Here is an 18598-nt window from a genome sequence, read left to right on the forward strand (position 1 = left end):
TCACCGTAGCTTCAGCGTGGAGAGGCCCAGCATGGCAAGGCCGACGGCGATGATCCAGAAGCGGATCACCACCTGGCTTTCCGTCCAGCCCAGCTTTTCAAAATGGTGATGGATCGGCGCCATCAGGAAGACGCGACGGCCGGTCAGCTTGAAGAAGCCGACCTGAATGATCACCGAGAGCGTTTCCATGACGAAGAGGCCGCAGATGATCGCCATGACGATCTCGTGCTTGGTGGCAACGGCAACGGTACCGATGAGGCCGCCCAGCGCCAGCGAGCCGGTATCGCCCATGAAGATGGCGGCGGGCGGCGCGTTGAACCAGAGGAAACCGAGCCCTGCCCCGATGACGGCGCCCAGAATGACGGCAAGCTCCCCGGTGCCCGGCACGAAATTGATCTGCAGGTAATTGGCAAACACGGCATTACCGGCAAGATAGGCGATGCAGCCGAAGGAGGCCGCCGCAATCATCACCGGCACGATGGCAAGGCCGTCCAGACCATCGGTGAGGTTCACTGCATTACCGGCCGACACGATGACGAAACCGCCGAACAGCACGAAGAACAGGCCGAGATTGACCACCAGCTCCTTGAAGAAGGGAAAGGCGATCGAGGTACCGAGCACGGAGCCCGACGGGCTGTTGGCGACGGCGACCCGCATCATGAAATAGACGGCGACGCCGGCGATGAGGAATTCAATCCCCAGGCGCGCCTTGCCGGAAAAGCCCTTGTCGGTCTGTTTGGTGACCTTGAGGTAATCGTCGTAAAAACCGATGGCGCCGAAGCCGAGCGTCACCAGCAGTGTCGCCACCACATAGACGTTGGACAGATCCGCCCAGAGCAGCGATCCACCGACGATGCCGGCCAGAATCATCAGGCCGCCCATGGTCGGCGTACCCGCTTTCTTGAAATGCGTCTGCGGTCCGTCGGCGCGGATCGGCTGGCCCTTGCCCTGCCGGATGCGCAGCGAAGAAATGATCTGCGGCCCGAACATGAAGACGATCAATGCCGAAGTGAACATCGCTGCACCGGTGCGGAAGGTGATGTAGCGAAACAGGTTGAACACCTGGAAGGTGCCCGCAAGCTCGACGAGCCAGATCAGCATGATGGGACTTTCTTAATGCCGGTCAAAGTTGGCGCTCCGTGTCGGGCAATGCCGGGTAGTTGTCAATAAGTGCGGAGACGATCTTGCCGAAGCCGAGGCCGAGGGAGGATTTCACCATCAGCACATCGCCCGGCATCACATGACGCACAACGAAATCGGAAAGTTCAGCGGTGGTGGGCAGGTGCGTCACCTCTACCGTATCAGGCAGCGCATCGCGCAGCGCCACCATTTCGGCGCCTGAGAGCCAGACATGCTCGATGCCTGCGGCAAGAAGCGGTCCGGCCAGATCCTCGTGCACCTGCGCGGAAAACGCCCCCATTTCCAGCATGTCACCGAGCACCGCGATGCGGCGCCCGCCGCCCTCGGGCACGCTTTGCGCCAGAAGCGACAGCGCGGCCCGCATGGAAGCCGGGTTGGCATTGTAGCTTTCGTCGATCAGCGTCAGAACACCCTCGCCGAGCGCAAGGCGGTGACGCTGGCCGCGTCCCTTGACGGCACGCAGCTCGGCAAGGGCGGCCTTTGCCGCCTCCATATCGGCGCCGAACAGCGCAACGACACCCAGTGCCGCAATGGCATTTTCGGCAATATGACGGCCGGGCGCGCCGATATGCACCTCGATCGTCTCGCCATTGATCACCGCCCAGATGGTCGAGCCGCCGGCCGTTCCCTCGAAATCGGCGAGACGGAAATCGGCCTTGGCATGCTGGCCAAAGGTCAGGATATTGGCGACACCGACCCGGTTGGCCGTCTCGGCCAGAAAGGCGAACTGCTTGTTGTCTCGGTTGATGAGCGCCACGCCGTTCGGCTCCAGCCCCTCGAAGATTTCGGCCTTGGCAGCGGCAATCTCTTCCAGGCTTTTGAAATTGCCGAGGTGGGCTGCCGCAATGGTGGTGATCACCGCCACATGCGGGCGCACCATTTTCACCAGCGGCCGGATCTCGTCCGGGTGGTTCATGCCGATCTCGAAGACGCCGAACGCGCAATCGGCCGGCATGCGGGCGAGCGTCAGCGGCACGCCCCAGTGATTGTTGAACGAGGCAACGGCGGCGTGAACCTTGCCGGAGGGGGCAAGCACATTGCGCAGCATTTCCTTCGTCGTGGTCTTGCCGACGGAGCCGGTGACGGCCACGATCTGCGCACGGCTGCGGGCGCGTGCGGCAACGGCCAGCTTGCCAAGCGCTGCCAGCACGTCCTCGACCACGATCATCGGGACGGTCAACCGGCCCATGGCCGGAAGCTTGGCTTCGCTGACAACAATCAGCGAGGCACCATTGGCCACGGCGATGCTTGCAAAGTCATGGCCATCCACCCGGTCACCCTTGATGGCGAAGAAGGCTTCGCCGGGCGCAATCGAGCGGCTGTCGATGGAAATGCCCGTAATGCCGGCGGGCGGCTGCCCTACCGGCCGGCCGCTCATGGCGGCCATCATCTCCGCGGTTTCCCAGAGCCAGGTCAAGCTTGCGTCTCCTCCAGTGCCTTGCGGGTCTCGATATGATCGGAGAACGGCAGAACCGTCTCACCGATCTTCTGCCCTTCCTCATGCCCCTTGCCGGCCACGATCAGCGTATCGCCGGCCCGCAGCATGGATACGGCATGACGGATCGCCTCGGCGCGGTCGGCAATTTCCTCGGCGCCCGGCGCTGCGGCCAAGATCTCGGCGCGGATGGTTGCCGGCACTTCCGAGCGCGGATTGTCGTCGGTGACGATGACGACATCGGCAAGCCGCGTCGCAATCTCCCCCATGATCGGTCGCTTGCCCTTGTCGCGATCACCCCCGCAGCCGAACACGACGATGACGCGGCCGGTGGTGAAGGGGCGCACGGAGGCGAGCACATTGGCGAGTGCATCGGGCTTGTGGGCATAATCGACATAGGCGAGCGCGCCGTTCTTCGCCTGCCCGACAAGCTCCAGCCGGCCTGCCGCGCCGACGAGCTTTTCAAGGGCAGCCATTGCAATGGCGGGCTGAACACCGGTGGAGATGGCAAGGCCTGCCGCCACCAGCGCATTGGCAATCTGGAAATCGCCGGCAAGCGGGATCTCGACCTCGAAGATCGCCGTCCCGACATGGACTTCCGCCAACTGCTTGTGGCGGAAATGCTCGACCCGCTTCAGCGCGATGAACTGCCCTGCCCGACCGACGGTCCGCACATCGTGCCCCGCTTCGGTTGCCACGCGGATGGCCTCGGCAGACCAGGGATCGTCGGCAAAGATCACCGCCGGACTGCCCTTCGGCAGGAGATCGGAAAACAGCCGCATCTTGGCGGCCATGTAATCCTCGATCGTCGGGTGATAGTCCATGTGGTCGCGGCCGAGATTGGTAAAGCCTGCCGCGGCAAGCCGTACGCCATCGAGGCGGAACTGGTCGAGGCCGTGGCTGGAGGCTTCCATCGCCGCGTGGGTCACGCCTTCGCCGGCAAGTTCGGCCAGCAACTGATGCAGATCCACCGGATCTGGCGTCGTCAGCACACCGTAATCGCTGCGGCTGGGAGAAATGACACCGGTGGTGCCGATCTGGGCTGCAGAAAGGCCGTCATGAGCCCAGATCTGGCGCACGAAGGAGGCAACGGAGGTTTTTCCGGCGGTTCCGGTGACGGCCACCATGGTCTGCGGCTGCGCGCCGTAAAACCGGGCGGCGGCAAGGGCAAGGAAGCGGCGCGGATTGGATACGACGAGCACGGGGACATCGGCTGCGACGGGCTGGCCGGACACGATGGCGGAGGCGCCGCGTTGTACGGCATCGGCCACGAAGCGCGTGCCATCCGCCTTGTTACCGGCAATGGCAACAAACAGGGTGCAGGGCGCGACCTTCCGGCTGTTAGCGGTCAGGGCAGAAATTTCAATATCACCCGCCGAACCGGCGGCCGCGTCAAAAATCTCCGGAAATTCCCCACCGGAGAGCTGTCTCAACTTCATAGGTACCCTCTCTCAGCTGCAACCCCCACGGTGGCTGCGAATCGTCGGGTGCGGTCATTATGGCCTAATAGGACACCAGCGTGGCGGCCCCATCTTCCCCGAAGCGGGGTTTTACACCGAGAATTGCGGCAGAACGGCGAATGATCTCCTTCACCATGGGTGCCGCGCTATTGCCGGCAAGAACGGCATGGTCGGTTTCGCTGCGCGGATCATCGATGAAGGTCAGCACCACATATTGCGGGTTGTTGATCGGGAAGGCCGCCAGGAACGCATTGAAGTTGTGATCATGGTTGTAACGGCCGTTCACCACCTTGTCCGCCGTGCCCGTCTTGCCGCCGACGCTGAAACCGTCGACGAGCGCATTGCGGCCGGATCCGTTGACGCCGTTCCAGCGGAACAGATAGCGCATGTTATCGCTGGTCTGCGGGCGAATGACGGTCGTTGCCACCTCGTCCGCCTGGGCGCGGGTGCGCGGCAGGAAGGTCGGTTCGATCAGATGGCCGCCATTGACAAGCGCCGCCCCTGCCACTGCCGTCTGCAGCGGCGTCGTTGCCACGCCATGGCCGAACGAAATGGTGATCGAGTTGATCTTCTTCCACTCGCGCGGCTGGCTGGGCTGGGCCACTTCCGGCAGTTCGGTCTGCATCTTGGTCAACAGGCCAAGCTTGGTCAGAAACGCCTTGTGACCATCGATGCCGACGAGGTCGGCCATCTTGGCGGTGCCGATGTTGGAGGAGTACTGGAAGATTTCCGGCACGCTCAGCATACGGCTCTGGCCGTGAAAGTCCTTGATCGTATATCCGCCGATGCGGATCGGATAGCGGGCGTCGAACATGTCGTTCATCGAGGCCTTGCCGCTGTCGAGCGCCATGGCAAGCGTGAAGGACTTGAAGGTGGAGCCCATTTCGAAGGTGCCGTTCGACATGCGGTTGAGCCAGCCGTCCTCGCTGCCGCCGGCCGGATCGTTCGGATCGAAATCGGGGGCAGAGGCCATGGCCAGCACTTCGCCGGTCCGTGCATCGAGCACGACGCCGCCGGCGCCCTTGGCCCGGAACTTGGTAATGTTGGACATCAGCACTTCGCGCAGGATCGCCTGAACGCGGATGTCGATGGACAGCCGGACAGGTTCGAGCGGCTGGCTGCTGGTCATGCCGACGGCGGCAAGGTCCGCCAGGCCCTGGCTGTCGACATAGCGCTCCATGCCGGAGACGCCGCGGTTGTCGATATTGACGTAGCCGACGATATGGGCCGCCGTCGGGCCGCCGGGATAGAAGCGGCGCTTTTCCGGGCGAAAGCCGATGCCGGGAATGCCGAGCGCCAGGATCTGGCTCTGCTGCTTCGGCGTCAGCTGGCGGCGCAGCCACTGGAAGCGCGATTTGGACGACAGCTTGTTGTAGATCTGGCGGCTGTCGATATCTGGCAGCACGGTCCGCAGCTTCTCGATCACCTCGTCGGGATCGACGATCTTGTGCGGCTCGGCAAACAGCGAGACGGTGCGGATGTCGGTGGCCAAGACTTCGCCGTTGCGATCCAGAAGATCCGGGCGCGAGGCCATCAGCCGGTCGGCCGGCATGATGCTGGAGGTCGCTTCCGGCTGCATCGTGCCATAATAGATGAGCTTGCCGCCGATCACGCAGTACATGATGGCAAAGCCACCGATGATGATGCCGACGCGGGTGCGGGTCTGGCCGCTGCGCCTTTTGCGCACGCCTTCAAAGCTTGCGCCGCGCTGAGACAGATTGACGCCGCGGGCGCCGGCGGAAAAATGGGCCCGGCTCTTGAGCACCATGACGCGGGAGAGGAAGGACATCAGCGCCTCACCGATCCGGTTGAAATGACATCGACGGAAGAGGCACCGCGCGGCAATGGCACGGGAATGCGCGGCTCCGGCTTGGATGCCTTGGCCTTGTCGACGCCCGCAATGGCGGCAGCAACCGCCGGATCATTGCCGGCAATCAGCTGCTCGATGGTGGTCTCCGGCTGCGGAAGCTGCGATTTCGGCATCGGCAGCTCCTTGGGCATGGCCAGCTGCGTCGGCTCGGTGGGCACAAGGTCGAGCTCCGACTGATAGACGGCGGTCAGCCGGTGCAGACGGTTTGGCTGCGTCAGCAGCGCCCAGTCGGCCTTCAGGAGATCGATGGTGTCGCGCTCCAGCTTGATCTCGCTTTCGATGCGATGCACCTCCTCAAGCTTCAGTTCGGCGCGGTGCTTGATGCTGTAGGTCACGACGGCGGTGGCCGTCATGACGCCGATCAGGATCAGGTCGAAGCTTCGCAACATGGTCAGGCTCCCAACTTGTCGAGGCTGGCGAGATCAGGCAGGTCGAAAATCGAAAGATCGGCAGCTCCGGGCGGGGCCGCCGTGCGGAAGGCGGCACGAAGCTTGGCCGAGCGGGCCCGCGGATTGATCTCCGCCTCCGCTTCGGTCGCAGACTGCATGCCCTTGCCGACCGGCTCGAACACGGCAGCCTTTTCCTCGACCATCGGCATGTGGCGCGAGCCGGTGGCGCGGCCGGAGCGGTCAGCAAGGAAACGCTTGACGATACGGTCTTCCAGCGAATGGAAACTGACGATGACGAGACGTCCGCCGGGCTTCAGCGCCCGTTCGGCGGCAAACAGCGCACGCGCCAACTCGCCAAGCTCGTCGTTGACGAAAACGCGCAGCGCCTGGAAGACGCGGGTGGCCGGATGGATCTTGTCCTTGGCCTTGCGCGGATTGACGGTTTCGATGAGGTTTGCCAGGTCCCGCGTGGTGACAAACGGCTCGGAGGCGCGGCGCTTTTCGATCGCGCGCGAGATGCGCCCGGCCTGCCTCTCCTCACCCAGAAAACCGAAGATGCGCGCGAGATCGCCAGGCTTTGCGCGGTTGACGACATCGGCCGCCGACACGCCGGACGACGACATGCGCATGTCGAGCGGGCCGTTGCGCTGAAAGGAAAAGCCCCGCTCGGCTTCGTCGATCTGCATCGAGGACACGCCGATATCGAGGACAACGCCATCAAGGCCACCGTCCGGGGCGTGGTCGGCAAGGCGCGAAAAGCGGGTGGCATGAAGCGCCAGACGTCCGTCAAATTCCGCGACCATGGCCTGCCCGGCCGCAATGGCGTTCGGGTCGCGATCGAGCGCCACGACATTGGCGCCGGCACCCAGAATGGCGCGGCTATAGCCGCCTGCCCCGAAGGTGCCATCCAGAATGGTCTTGCCGGGGGCCGGAGCAAGTGCCGACAGCACTTCTCCCAGCATCACCGGAATGTGGCGCATCGGTCCACCATCGGCCTCGGAAATTCCGTCGCCAAGATTTGCCGCCATTCCGATCCCCTGTCTTATGCAGGACGCGCCGCAAGCGTGGCTCGCCCTGCTCTTGCAGCCGCCTGCGCCTCGTGAAACGCCTGCGGCTGCCAAAGCTGAAAATGATCCGAGCGACCGACGAAGGTGATCTCCGTCGTGATGCCGGTGAAGTCGCGGATGAAATCCGTCACCATCAACCGGCCCTCCGCATCGAGCCGCATATAGACGCCGCCACCGTGAACCAGCAGCGACATCGCGTTTGCCTCCGGCGAGAACGGGTCCGCCTGGGCGATCTGGCGCTCGTACCGCTCGAGCAGATCCGGACCGCCGACGCTCACCGCCGGAAACACGAGATCCTGGAGACAATAAAGCTCCTGGATGTTCCGCTGCGCGAGCACGGCTCGAAAGGGCGCCGGAACGGAAACCCGTCCCTTCGCATCGATCCTGTTCGTCGCATTGGACAAGAAGCGGTTCATAACGCCAAACACCCGCCCCATCATTACGCAGAGCGAAAACACACCCCACAAAACGCAAGCCGCCGGACACAACCGAGCCGTTCAGACGGAAAGCATCCCGTCCGGTTCTCCCTTGCAGGAGCGCTCCGAAACTGTCCGATGAAAGGGCATATGCCTGCCCGCTCGCAGTGTGGAATTGGGATAACATGGGACCATATGGGCGTCAATGGGAAGCCGCCACACCGGACCGTGGCAACCTGAATTATTTATAACCTGTTAAGTTTAACAAAGGGTTAGCGGAGCCTCACCAGAGACCGCCCCAAACGGGCCTGCAACGGGAAAGGCAAAGACGGTTAAGTATTTGCCATCATGGCAAGATTTGCGAAAAGCCGAGCCTATGTCAGCACCAAGGACACAACCTTAACGATATTTTAGATTTTGCCGCACCGCAACGTTAGCGCAATCAGGAGACCTGCCGACGCACCGGAGAGCGAAACCGCTCTCCGGTCGCAGCGCATCAGAATTGAAATCGCCAGTTGGCCTGTAAGCCGGGTTCTGTATGGCCCCGGTGAAAACACCGGAACGTGGCAGCCATTCATCTGGGACGGCGCTTGCACGCCGCCTCACGCAACCCACCCGGATGACTGGTCCGGAAACGGACTGTAGTGCCGAGGCACCCGCGTCATCCCTATTCGGTCTTGCTCCCGGTGGGGTTTACCATGCCGGTCCTGTTGCCAGTCCCGCGGTGGGCTCTTACCCCACCCTTTCACCCTTACCCCGCCAGCTCTTGCGCTCGTTGCCGAGCGAAACAGCAGGCGGGGCGGTTTCCTTTCTGTGGCACTTTCCCTAGGGTCGCCCCCGCCGGACGTTATCCGGCACCGTGTTTCCGTGGAGCCCGGACTTTCCTCACCCTACCGCCTTTCGGCACTGGTAAAGCGCGGCTGCCCGGCCAACTGGCAGGGGCTCCTTAGACGGTTTGGAACCCGATTGCCACCGGAAAGACGAAAGCGGCTCAGGCAAAATCGGGCGCAAAGCAGACACCATAAGCCTCGTCCACGATCCGCCCCTTGTGGAGCAGCTCGGCGCCCAGCCGGCCGATCTCGTCCGAGCTTTTGGCCGCCGCCCCGCAGCCGCCAGTCAGAACGGCAACCGCCGGGCTATGCGTATAGCCGATGGCCGGATAGCCGCTCGGTGTCTTGGAGACGACGCATGCGCCTGTGGAGATCCGGTTGGTGTCGATGCCGGGCACCAGCGATGTCATGATGCACGCATGATGATCGCGCACGCTCGCGCGTCCGCCGGAGCGGAACCAGGACCGCATGTCTTCGTCGCGTGTCAGAAGAATGTCATCCGGATCGCCACCGATCTTCAGATAGGTCTTGCCATCGGGATAGCGCACCGGCGGCAGCATGTAGATATGGTTGCGGCTGTCGCGCGGCTCGTAGATCAGCGACGGCATGCCGGCAAACTGCGCCAGTTCCTCGTCCGGGATTTCGAAAAACGTCACCGTGCGGGCATAGACGGCCATGTCGATTGGCCGCGCCATGAGATGTTCGGCAATGGAAAAACCACCGGCGGCAACCAGCGCCTTTTCAGCGCTATACACTCCGCCTTCCGTGGTGCGCACGACGGCAAGGCCGCCCTCCTCGCGCACGCTGACCACCGTCTCCCCGATGAGACGCGCGCCCTGCCGCCCGGCAAGCTGCGACTGCGCAGCCACCAGCGCGCGCGGGTTCACATAGCCGGCGTTATGGGCCTCGAAGACCCCCTTGCAGGCCGACTCGAAGCCGAAATAGGAAAAGCGCGCGGCAAGCTGCGCATCGGTGAGCAGGTCCGTTTCGACGCCAAGCGTTGCCGCGGCGCTCAAGATGCCGTCGATATAGGTATGGCCAGTTGCCGGATCCGGCCCCACCATCAGGCAGCCGACGCCGTGATAGAAGCGGATGCCGCTGTCGCGTTCGATCTCGCCGTAGCGCGCGATGGAGCGGTTGGCGAGGCGCGCCCAGACCGGATTGGAATCGATGGTGCGGGTGATTCGGGCCTCGTCATAGTGACTGGCGAAAACGCCCCGGTGGTTCTTCGCGTCCGCCGGCTCGTCCGGGCCGATAAGCGCCACGCCGTCGGTCCATTGCGTCAGGTGGCGCGCGGCGGCTGCCCCCATCATGCCGCGCCCGATGATGATGTATTTGAAGTCCGGCGCCATGATCGCCTCTCGCCTGCCCTGTTATGCCTGAAATGCTCACGCGCACTGATACCGTTTTGCGGGCATGTTTCCAGAGGCGAAACGGTCGCAGTCGCGCCGAGCGCCGAAGGGACGGCAACAGCGCTTGGATCAGGCGGATGCCCCATAGCGCGGCAGGTGCGACAGGAGACGGTGCAGCGTCTCGATGGTCGACATGTCGGCAATGCCATCCACCCGCTGCGGCCTGAAATGCCGCTGGAAGGCCTCGACCACGCCCTCCGTCTTTTCGCAGAAGTCGCCGGTGATCTCGATGCCGTAGCCGTAGAGCGCCAGCATGCCCTGCAGAGCCTCGACCGGCTGGCCGCTTTCGCCGCGCTGGAAGAACCGCCCGCTGCGGATCGGGCTCGGCTCGACCCAGTGTCCGACGCCGGCGCGGAAGAGCGTTTCCCAGGAAAAATTCTCGCCGGGATCGACCTTGCGTCTCGGCGCCACATCCGAATGGCCAAGCACCCGTTCCGACCGGATCGACCAGCGCTCGGCACAATCGCGGCAGAGCGCAATCACCGCCTCGATCTGCGCGTCCGGATAAGGGGGAAGCCCGCCCGGATGGCCGGCATTGGCAATCTCGATACCGATGGAGCGGGAATTGACGTCCGTCTCGCCGGCCCAGATGCTTTTACCGGCATGCCAGGCCCGGCGCGCCTCGGGCACCATCTGCACCACGCGCCCGTCCGGCCAGACGAAATAATGGCTGGAGACCTGGCTTTCGATATTCTTCAGCCACGACACCGCCTGCCCGTGGTCTGCCATGCCGGTGTAATGCAGGATGATCATATCCGGCGCCACGCCGCCAACGCGCTCGCCGTGATTGGGAGACGGATCGACCCGCGCCCCGGCAAAATCAGGCACCAGTTTCATGCAGCCTTGCGTTCCTTGGCAATTGCCGCATAGGCGGCATTGAGCGCGGCCATCCGCTCATTGGCGGCCGCATGCAGGGCTTCCGGCACGCCGCGCGCAATCAGCTTGTCGGGATGGTGTTCCGACACCAGGCTTCTGTAGCGCTTGCGGATATCGGCAAAATCATCGTCGGGCGAAACACCGAGGATCAGGTAGGGATTGCCCCCATCCACTTCGACGTGGCGGGCAAGGATCCGGCGAAAATGGTCCTCGTCGATGCGGAAGATATCGGCGATGCGCGCCAGAAACTCCAGTTCCTTCTCATGCACCATGCCGTCAGCCTTGGCGATGTGGAAGAGACCGTCGACGACGTTTTCCAGCATGCGGCAGTTCTGTTCGCCCGACCCGCAAAGACCGGCAAGCTTTTCCGCATAGGCCTCATATCCGGCCACGTCCTGGCGGGCGAGATTGTAGAGGCGGGCGACGTTCTTCGCCTCCTCTTCCGGAAAATCGAAGATCTGGCGGAAGGCTTCCACTTCGGAGGCAACGACGGCGCCATCGGCCTTCGCCATCTTGGCAGACAGCGCGATGATGGCGACGGAGAAGGACACCTTCCGGCGTGTTTCGGGATCGCCTTCGAACAGGGTGCGGATAGCTTCCACGACCCGCGACAGCGCATTGGTGGCGGCATCGCCGACACTGCCAAGCAGTCGCTCCCACAGGGACGTCAGTTGAAGGCATGCAAAATCTAAAATCATGCTGCACCTGACCAAATTCTGGAACCCTTGGCAAGCGCAAGCCGGCAAAGGTCGCGTTAAACTTTGTTCACCCTTACGGGATTGGTTTGCGCCCGGTTCTGCAACACGCCAAAACGTCGCAGTCCGGCACAGCGGCCGCGTGGCTTTACCCCGCGTGACGAACTGTCGTTCGGCGCATGCGCGGGCGCTTCCGAATTTGAACCGATTAAATCACCAGGCGTTCCCAAAAAGGCGCGAAATGCCGGATTTTCTTGAGAAATTCACTTTACACCTGCGATCCTCTGTCGCATCCATTTGCCAGTTCTTGGCAAGGCGCATAGGCGCGAAGGAGGGTCGATGGCCAAACAGAAAGTGGCGATGCTGACAGCAGGTGGGCTTGCCCCATGCCTGTCATCGGCAGTGGGCGGATTGATCGAACGCTATAGCGATATTGCCCCCGAACTGGAGTTGGTCGCCTACCGTTCCGGCTATCAGGGCGTTCTGCTGGGCGACCGAATCGAGATCAACCAGACCATGCGCGAGCGCGCCCATCTTCTGCACCGCTATGGCGGCTCGCCGATCGGCAACAGCCGCGTGAAACTCACCAATGCCGCCGACTGCGTCAAGCGCGGGTTGGTCAAGGAAGGCGAAAACCCGCTGAAGGTGGCCGCAGACAAGCTGGCCGCCGATGGCGTGACCATTCTCCACACGATCGGCGGGGACGACACCAATACGACTGCGGCCGACCTTGCCGCCTATCTCGGCGAAAACGGCTATGACCTGACGGTTGTCGGCCTTCCCAAGACGGTCGACAACGACGTGGTGCCGATCCGCCAGTCGCTCGGCGCCTGGACGGCCGCCGAAGTCGGCGCGCATTTCTTCGATCACGTCAGCAACGAGCAGAGTGCTGCCCCGCGCACGCTGGTGATCCATGAAGTGATGGGCCGCCACTGCGGCTGGCTGACGGCTGCCACCGCGCGCGCCTACATTCAGGACACCTGCAACAACGAATATGTCGAAGGCTTCATGATGAACACCCAGATGAAGAACATCGACGGGCTCTACCTGCCCGAGATGGCCTTCGATCTGGAGGCGGAAGCCGAACGGCTGCGCGGCATCATGGATACCTGCGGCTTCGTGACGCTGTTCGTCTCGGAAGGGGCAGGCCTCGACACCATCGTTGCCGAGCGGGAAGCCTCGGGCGAAAAGATCAAGCGCGACGCATTCGGTCACGTCAAGATCGACACGGTCAATGTCGGCCACTGGTTCCAGACGCATTTCGCCTCGCTTCTTCATGCGGAGCGCTCGATGGTGCAGAAATCGGGCTATTATGCCCGCTCGGCACCGGCCAACCAGGAGGACCTGCGCCTCATCCAGGGGATGGTCGATCTGGCCGTCGAAAGCGCGCTGAACGGCGTCTCGGGCGTCACCGGTCATGACGAAGAGCAGAATGGGAAATTGCGCACGATCGAATTCCCGCGTATCAAGGGTGGCAAGCATTTCGATCTCTCCACCCCGTGGTTCGCCGACGTCATGAACTTCATCGGACAGCCTTTCCGGGCGGCGTGATCGAAACCGTGGCCGGCGGCGAGGAAAGGCCGGCCCTGTGTGGCGATTGAGGCGGAGGAGACGACATGGGCACCGAGGCGATCCTGATTTTTTCAGCGCTCTGCGTGCTTACGCTGCACCTGCCGTCGTCCTCCAACCGCTTTCTTGTGGATTATACCATTGCCCGCGGCAAACTGCGGGCGATGGCGCTCGTTCCGTTATTTGCCGCCGGCTCATTCCTGTCGTTTGCGGCAGGCGGCGCGATTTTCCTCTGGCTGTCCGTCTCGCTGCGCAACATGCACGACACGCTCGCCTGGGCGGCACTGGCCTATCTGGCGCTATACGGCGTGAAGGGCCTGCAGCAGGGCCTTCGCCTGCGCCTTGCCGACAATGACAACCTTCGCGAGAAGACGCTTGCCCGCGCCATGGGGCGAAGCTTGATGTCTCAGGTGCGCCCCGGCCTTGCGATCGCTTTTGCCGCACTCCTCGTCCAGGTGGCTGATTCGTCTGCGGCAACGCCGAAGGCAGCCCTTGAAACCGCAATCGGATTTGCCCTCGCCGCACTTGCCTCTCCCCTGCTGCAGATGCAGATCGCCCGGCGCCGTGGCGGCAAAATGCGGCTTTCCAGCCTTAGAAATTCCACCTCCGCCAGGCCCCAGACACGCTTCATCGCACGCCGCGCCGTCAGCGCCGGCTATCGCCGGATTGCTGCATAGCATCCACGGGCTTGCCGCCTGCGTTAGGATAAGTTAAGAAATCTTTAGATTTGAGGGGCACTGGCAGGTTGGGATTAATATCTTCGTGAAAGTGAGACCATGGCGATAACCCGAATTCTCGGTTGCAACGCGGTTGTGGCGTTTGCGATTTGCGGGGCTGTTTCCGGCTGCTCGAGCGTGGAAACGGCATCCAAAAAGACAGCGGCAGACACCGAACAGTCCGCAGAGCTGGCCTCTGCCGAGGCTCCTTCCGCCGGTCAGGCGACGGGACAACAGCCGGCAACCAAGACCGGGCGTATCTCCATTGCAGCAGCAGCCGCCGCTTCGGCTGCCGCAAGCGGGCCTGTCGAAGCACCGGCCGGTACAACGACCGTCGTTGCTGAAAAAGGCGGCCGGGTTCACACCGTGACGCTTCCGACCGGCCAGTCGGCGCTTGCCGCGCAGAACGATGCCGTGCGCGCCGCGCTTGCCCAGGCCTCCGAAATGCCCGTGGTCACGCCGGCGCTTGCCGTAGCACCCACCTCCATCCAGACAACGGGCGCGATGGAGGCCATCAATGTGGCAACCACGACCGCTCACACCATGACCGAGCCGGTGTCGGCCACGCCGCTGGCCAAGACCAGCCAGGAAATTACACCGACCCTGCAGACCGCCGCCTTGCGGTCCACGCAGAAGCCGGCGGAAAAACCGGCCGGCATTCCGCCGGAGTTTTCCGCAAGCTATGCGGCCATTCCGACGCCGCGTCCGCGCCCTGCGCCTTCCAGCACCTCTTCGATGCTGGCCTACGCATCCCCGGCACAGCCGCTCTCGTCCGTGTCCAATGATTTCTTCCCGCCGGCCCCCGGTGCTCCGGTGCCGGCAACGGCTGAGGCCAGCACGCCGACCCTGAACAAGCTGATCAAGCGCTATGCGGGCATGTACGGCGTGCCGGAATCACTCGTCCACCGCGTCGTGCACCGCGAAAGCCGCTACGACCCGAAGGCCTACAACAAGCGCGGCTATTTCGGCCTCATGCAGATCAAGTATTCCACCGCCAAGTCCATGGGATATAGCGGCACGCCGGAAGGCCTGCTGGATGCCGAAACCAACCTGAAATACGCCATCAAATATCTGCGCGGCGCCTGGCTGGTGGCCGATAACGAGCCGGATGACGCCATCGGTCTTTATGCGCGCGGCTACTACTATGATGCCAAGCGCAAGGACATGCTGAACGTTCTGAAGTAAGCGGCCAGGGGCGCGGTCGTTACAGCGCTTTAAGCAATGCCGCTACCAGCGCGTCCGACCGGTATCCTTTCGCTGCCGGCGTCAGCCCCAGGCGCACCACGACGAGCCCTTTTGACGGAATGACCGTCACGCTTTGTCCGTCATGCCCTTCCAGAGCAAACTGATCCTGAGGGACGACCGCGCGAAACGCCCCCTCCCCCGTCCTTTGACGAGCAAGCCATGTCTGCATGCGCGAATAGCGCCCGCCAGACGTCGCATTTTCCTGCGACATGTCTGCCACCAGATGGGGTGGCAGGATGCTGCGGCCCTGCCATTCCCCGCGCTTGGCAAGGACAAGGCCGAAGCGGGCCCAGTCGCGGGCTGTGGCATACATGTAGGAACTGCCGGCAAAGGTTCCGGTCTCATCCAGCTCCATCACCGCGCTTGCCATGCCGAGCGGCTCAAACAGCGCCTTGCGCGGATAGGCGAGCGCCTCGGCCTTCTCCGTGAACCGGTCCATCCACAGGCGCGAGAGCAGCATGGCCGTGCCGGACGAATAGTGGAAGCCCGTCCCCGGCGTTCGTGCAAGCGGCAGGCTTGCAGCAAAACCGGCCATGTCGGGCTCGAGGAACAGCATCCGGGTCACATCCGCCACGGCACCGTAATCCTCGTTGAAGGCAAGCCCGCTTTCCATGGCAAGCAGCTGCGCAAGGGTGATGTCGGCACGCTCATCACCTTTCCAGGCGCCAAACAGGCCCTTGTCGGCAAGCGTCATGCGCCCGTCGCGGATCATGGTGGCAACGAGCGCGGCATTCACCGATTTCGTCATCGACCAGCCGAGGAGCGGCATCCGGCCGTCAAAGCCTTGCCCGTAGCGCTCGCCGACGATGCGGCCGTCCTTGACCACCACGACTGCCCTTAGCCCCGGCCCCGTCAGGTCGTCGCGAGACAGGATGTCGCCGATGTCCGGCCGGGTGACCACCGTTTCACCTTCAGGCCAAAGAGCCTTGGTGTCGACCGGTGCCTTTGCCGGCGCTTCGGCCGATGCAGCGGCTGTGGGAAGCCTTGCCGGGGTCTTCCCATCCGCAAGCAGCGCGCAGCCAAAGCCCTCGCGGTAAACGGCGGTTGCCGGCGCGATGGCGCCAAGAATTGCGGCATGCACCCGCCCCGCATCCCGGTCCACGGCAACCCGCATCAGGCGAAGCAGCGGATGGCCCGGCGCCTGCACATCTTCCGACAGCACCTCTGCCGATTCGCGCCCGGCCAGAAACACATTCGAGCAGACGATCTTGGCCGCATAGCCGCTTCCGACCCGCAACAGCGCAGGCGGGGCGACATAGAGCCAGACCAGGCAGGCGATGAGCACCAGCACCACGAAGACGAGAAAAAACCGAACAAGACGAAGCACAAGGCGCATGAAACCAATCCCGCTGGACAGCCGCGGCGCTCTCTTCGAACCGAGCAGCCGCGGCGAGCTTCGGCCCCAAGTACGGCGGCATAAGGACACGTCATGAAACTGTAGCAGCAGGCGGCTACAGCCATTTGACACGCAGGGCGAGACGACAGGGGTTGAGCATGGCCGAGATCGCACCGGAAGCCGGGTTTCTGAAAAACGGAAAGCTGAAGACTGCATTGCTGCAGCACAAGGCGTTGTCGAAGAGCGGCTTTTCCGAGCGCCTGTTCGGCCTGTTGTTTTCCGGCCTCGTCTATCCGCAGATCTGGGAGGATCCGGATGTCGACATGGCCGGCATGGAACTGGCGGCCGGGCACAGCATCGTCACCATCGGGTCCGGTGGCTGCAACATGCTGGCCTACCTCTCCCGCTCGCCGCGCTCCATCGACGTGGTGGATCTTAATCCGCATCATATCGCGCTCAACCGCCTGAAGCTGCAAGCCTTTGCCGCCCTTCCCGCCCATGCCGACGTGGTGCGCTTTCTGGCCACCGAAAATGCCCGAACCAACGGGCGCGCGTTTGATCTCTTCATTGCGCCGAAGCTTGACGAGACCACCCGCTCCTACTGGCAGAAGCGAAGCCTCACGGGGCGCCGCCGCATCTCCGTGTTCGAGCGCAATATCTACCGCACCGGCCTGCTCGGCCGCTTCATTGCCGCAGGTCACCTTCTGGCGCGGCTGCATGGCGTCAACCTCACCGAAATGGCGACCATGGGATCGCTGCGTGAACAGCGGCAGTTTTTCGATACCCGCATCGCACCGCTTTTCGACAAGCCGCTGATCCGCTGGCTGACGAGCGCCAAAAGCTCGCTGTTCGGCCTTGGCATTCCGCCGCAGCAATATGACGAACTGGCAAGCCTTGCCGCGGATGGTTCGATTGCGCCGGTGCTGCGCCAGCGTCTGGAAAAGCTCGCCTGCCACTTTCCGCTTCGCGACAATTATTTCGCCTGGCAGGCCTTTGTACGCCGCTATGCGCTGCCGCACGAGGGTTCGCTGCCGACCTACCTGAAGGCGGAACACTACCGGACCATCCGCAACAATGTGCCGCGCGTTGCCGTCCATCATGAAACCTTTACCGATCTCCTGTCGCACAAGGCCGCCGGCACCGTGGATCGCTATGTGCTGCTCGATGCGCAGGACTGGATGAACGACCGCCAGCTCAACGATCTCTGGGCTGAAATCAGCCGCACCGCCGCACCGGGCGCCCGCGTCATCTTCCGCACGGCTGCCGAAAAGAGCATTATCGAGGGCCGCCTTTCGCCGGCGATCCGTGATCAGTGGCGCTATCTCGACGTCCGCTCGCAGGAGCTGAACCTGCAGGACCGTTCGGCGATCTATGGCGGCTTCCACATCTATGAGCGCGCCGCATGACGACCTTTGGCGAAACACGTCCCTTGCCGGCAGCAGACCATGCGGCACGCATGGACCGGATGTATCGCTACCAGCGCCATATCTACGACCTGACGCGCAAATACTATCTTCTCGGGCGTGACCGGGCGATTGCCGATCTTGCGGTGCCGACCGATGGGACGCTTCTGGAAGTCGGCTGCGGCACCGGCCGAAACCTGCTTCTGGCACACCGGCTCTATCCACGCGCACGCCTTTTCGGCCTCGACATCTCCGCCGAAATGCTGGCAACGACACGCGCCAATTTTCGCGGCAAGGCGACAGAGCCGACGCTTTCCGTCGCCGATGCCACGACGTTTTCCGCCGCAGACTTTGGGGTCGACGGGTTCGATCGCATCCTGATTTCCTACGCGCTGTCGATGATTCCCGATTGGCAGGGCGCGCTTGTGGCGGCGCTTTCGGCGCTGAAACCGGGCGGATCGCTGCATATCGTCGACTTCGGCCAGCAGGAAAACCTCCCCGCATGGTTTCGCAGCGGCCTCAAGGCCTGGCTCTCACGATTTCATGTGACGCCGCGGGCAGACCTTGCCGAAGCGCTCGAAGCCCGCCTTGCGGAATTCCATGCCGACATGATGTTCGAGACGATCGGCCGCGGCTATGCCTGGCACGCGATCATCCGGCGCAGCATCTGAAACCATTCCCTGCGATAACCACTTGAGAACGGGTGCGTTTTAGCGCAATCTCATGGGACGTGGCGCGC

The 18598-nt window shown here is 63.1% G+C and carries 16 protein-coding genes and 1 other RNA gene; 5 read left to right on the forward strand and 12 right to left on the reverse strand.

Going from position 1 to position 18598, the window contains the following annotated elements:
• From mraY to ACEXP3_RS04710, 11 genes are all read right to left on the reverse strand, one after another.
• Positions 1–1101: a phospho-N-acetylmuramoyl-pentapeptide-transferase gene (gene mraY / locus ACEXP3_RS04660; protein WP_377296227.1), complete on the reverse strand. Its 1101-nt coding sequence runs from the start codon at positions 1099–1101 to the stop codon at positions 1–3.
• Positions 1102–1123: 22 nt separating this feature from the next.
• Positions 1124–2557 carry a UDP-N-acetylmuramoylalanyl-D-glutamyl-2,6-diaminopimelate--D-alanyl-D-alanine ligase gene (locus ACEXP3_RS04665; RefSeq protein WP_377296228.1) on the reverse strand — a complete coding sequence of 478 codons (1434 nt, stop codon included), beginning with the start codon at positions 2555–2557 and terminating at the stop codon, positions 1124–1126.
• A complete protein-coding gene (locus ACEXP3_RS04670) occupies positions 2554–4014 on the reverse strand; it encodes a UDP-N-acetylmuramoyl-L-alanyl-D-glutamate--2,6-diaminopimelate ligase (protein ID WP_377296229.1) in 1461 nt (486 codons plus the stop codon). The genes ACEXP3_RS04665 and ACEXP3_RS04670 overlap by 4 nt, the downstream gene beginning before the upstream one ends.
• Before the next feature lie 64 nt (positions 4015–4078).
• Complete coding sequence (locus ACEXP3_RS04675; protein WP_210104579.1) at positions 4079–5824, reverse strand: peptidoglycan D,D-transpeptidase FtsI family protein; 1746 nt, start codon at positions 5822–5824, stop codon at positions 4079–4081.
• The gene (ftsL, locus tag ACEXP3_RS04680) at positions 5824–6294 is read right to left on the reverse strand and encodes a cell division protein FtsL (RefSeq protein WP_210104578.1); all 471 of its coding nucleotides are present in this window, start codon (positions 6292–6294) and stop codon (positions 5824–5826) included. The genes ACEXP3_RS04675 and ftsL overlap by 1 nt, the downstream gene beginning before the upstream one ends.
• Positions 6295–6296: 2 nt before the next feature.
• The gene (rsmH, locus tag ACEXP3_RS04685; RefSeq protein ID WP_377296230.1) at positions 6297–7322 is read right to left on the reverse strand and encodes a 16S rRNA (cytosine(1402)-N(4))-methyltransferase RsmH; all 1026 of its coding nucleotides are present in this window, start codon (positions 7320–7322) and stop codon (positions 6297–6299) included.
• A gap of 14 nt (positions 7323–7336) precedes the next feature.
• A complete protein-coding gene (mraZ, locus tag ACEXP3_RS04690) occupies positions 7337–7777 on the reverse strand; it encodes a division/cell wall cluster transcriptional repressor MraZ (protein ID WP_377296231.1) in 441 nt (146 codons plus the stop codon).
• A gap of 507 nt (positions 7778–8284) precedes the next feature.
• Positions 8285–8713, reverse strand: an RNA gene (gene rnpB, locus ACEXP3_RS04695) — RNase P RNA component class A.
• Positions 8714–8768: 55 nt separating this feature from the next.
• On the reverse strand, positions 8769–9959 hold the full coding sequence (locus tag ACEXP3_RS04700; RefSeq protein WP_377296232.1) for an NAD(P)/FAD-dependent oxidoreductase: 1191 nt from the start codon (positions 9957–9959) through the stop codon (positions 8769–8771).
• A 129-nt stretch (positions 9960–10088) separates the two neighbouring features.
• Positions 10089–10856, reverse strand: a complete 768-nt coding sequence (locus tag ACEXP3_RS04705; protein WP_377296233.1) for an N-acetylmuramoyl-L-alanine amidase — start codon at positions 10854–10856, stop codon at positions 10089–10091.
• Positions 10853–11593 (reverse strand): J domain-containing protein, encoded by a 741-nt coding sequence (locus tag ACEXP3_RS04710; protein ID WP_210104573.1) that lies wholly within the window; start codon positions 11591–11593, stop codon positions 10853–10855. The genes ACEXP3_RS04705 and ACEXP3_RS04710 overlap by 4 nt, the downstream gene beginning before the upstream one ends.
• A gap of 336 nt (positions 11594–11929) precedes the next feature.
• Between ACEXP3_RS04710 and ACEXP3_RS04715 the strand changes: the two genes are divergently transcribed.
• The 3 genes from ACEXP3_RS04715 (at position 11930) to ACEXP3_RS04725 (ending at position 15060) form a co-directional block, all read left to right on the forward strand.
• Complete coding sequence (locus ACEXP3_RS04715) at positions 11930–13141, forward strand: pyrophosphate--fructose-6-phosphate 1-phosphotransferase (protein ID WP_210104572.1); 1212 nt, start codon at positions 11930–11932, stop codon at positions 13139–13141.
• 65 nt (positions 13142–13206) lie between these two features.
• The gene (locus ACEXP3_RS04720) at positions 13207–13836 is read left to right on the forward strand and encodes a hypothetical protein (RefSeq protein WP_377296234.1); all 630 of its coding nucleotides are present in this window, start codon (positions 13207–13209) and stop codon (positions 13834–13836) included.
• Between the two features lie 177 nt (positions 13837–14013).
• The gene (locus ACEXP3_RS04725; protein WP_377296235.1) at positions 14014–15060 is read left to right on the forward strand and encodes a transglycosylase SLT domain-containing protein; all 1047 of its coding nucleotides are present in this window, start codon (positions 14014–14016) and stop codon (positions 15058–15060) included.
• Positions 15061–15079: 19 nt separating this feature from the next.
• Here ACEXP3_RS04725 and ACEXP3_RS04730 read toward each other — a convergent pair whose 3' ends face one another.
• Positions 15080–16456 carry a serine hydrolase domain-containing protein gene (locus ACEXP3_RS04730; protein ID WP_377296237.1) on the reverse strand — a complete coding sequence of 459 codons (1377 nt, stop codon included), beginning with the start codon at positions 16454–16456 and terminating at the stop codon, positions 15080–15082.
• Between the two features lie 158 nt (positions 16457–16614).
• Here ACEXP3_RS04730 and ACEXP3_RS04735 point away from each other — a divergent pair, with 158 nt between their 5' ends.
• Complete coding sequence (locus tag ACEXP3_RS04735; protein ID WP_377296238.1) at positions 16615–17862, forward strand: BtaA family protein; 1248 nt, start codon at positions 16615–16617, stop codon at positions 17860–17862.
• A complete protein-coding gene (locus ACEXP3_RS04740; protein WP_377296239.1) occupies positions 17859–18530 on the forward strand; it encodes a class I SAM-dependent methyltransferase in 672 nt (223 codons plus the stop codon). The genes ACEXP3_RS04735 and ACEXP3_RS04740 overlap by 4 nt, the downstream gene beginning before the upstream one ends.
• Positions 18531–18598 lie beyond the last annotated feature (68 nt).

The organism is Neorhizobium fuzhouense (assembly GCF_042611105.1).
Classification (GTDB): Bacteria; Pseudomonadota; Alphaproteobacteria; order Rhizobiales; family Rhizobiaceae; genus Neorhizobium; species Neorhizobium galegae_A.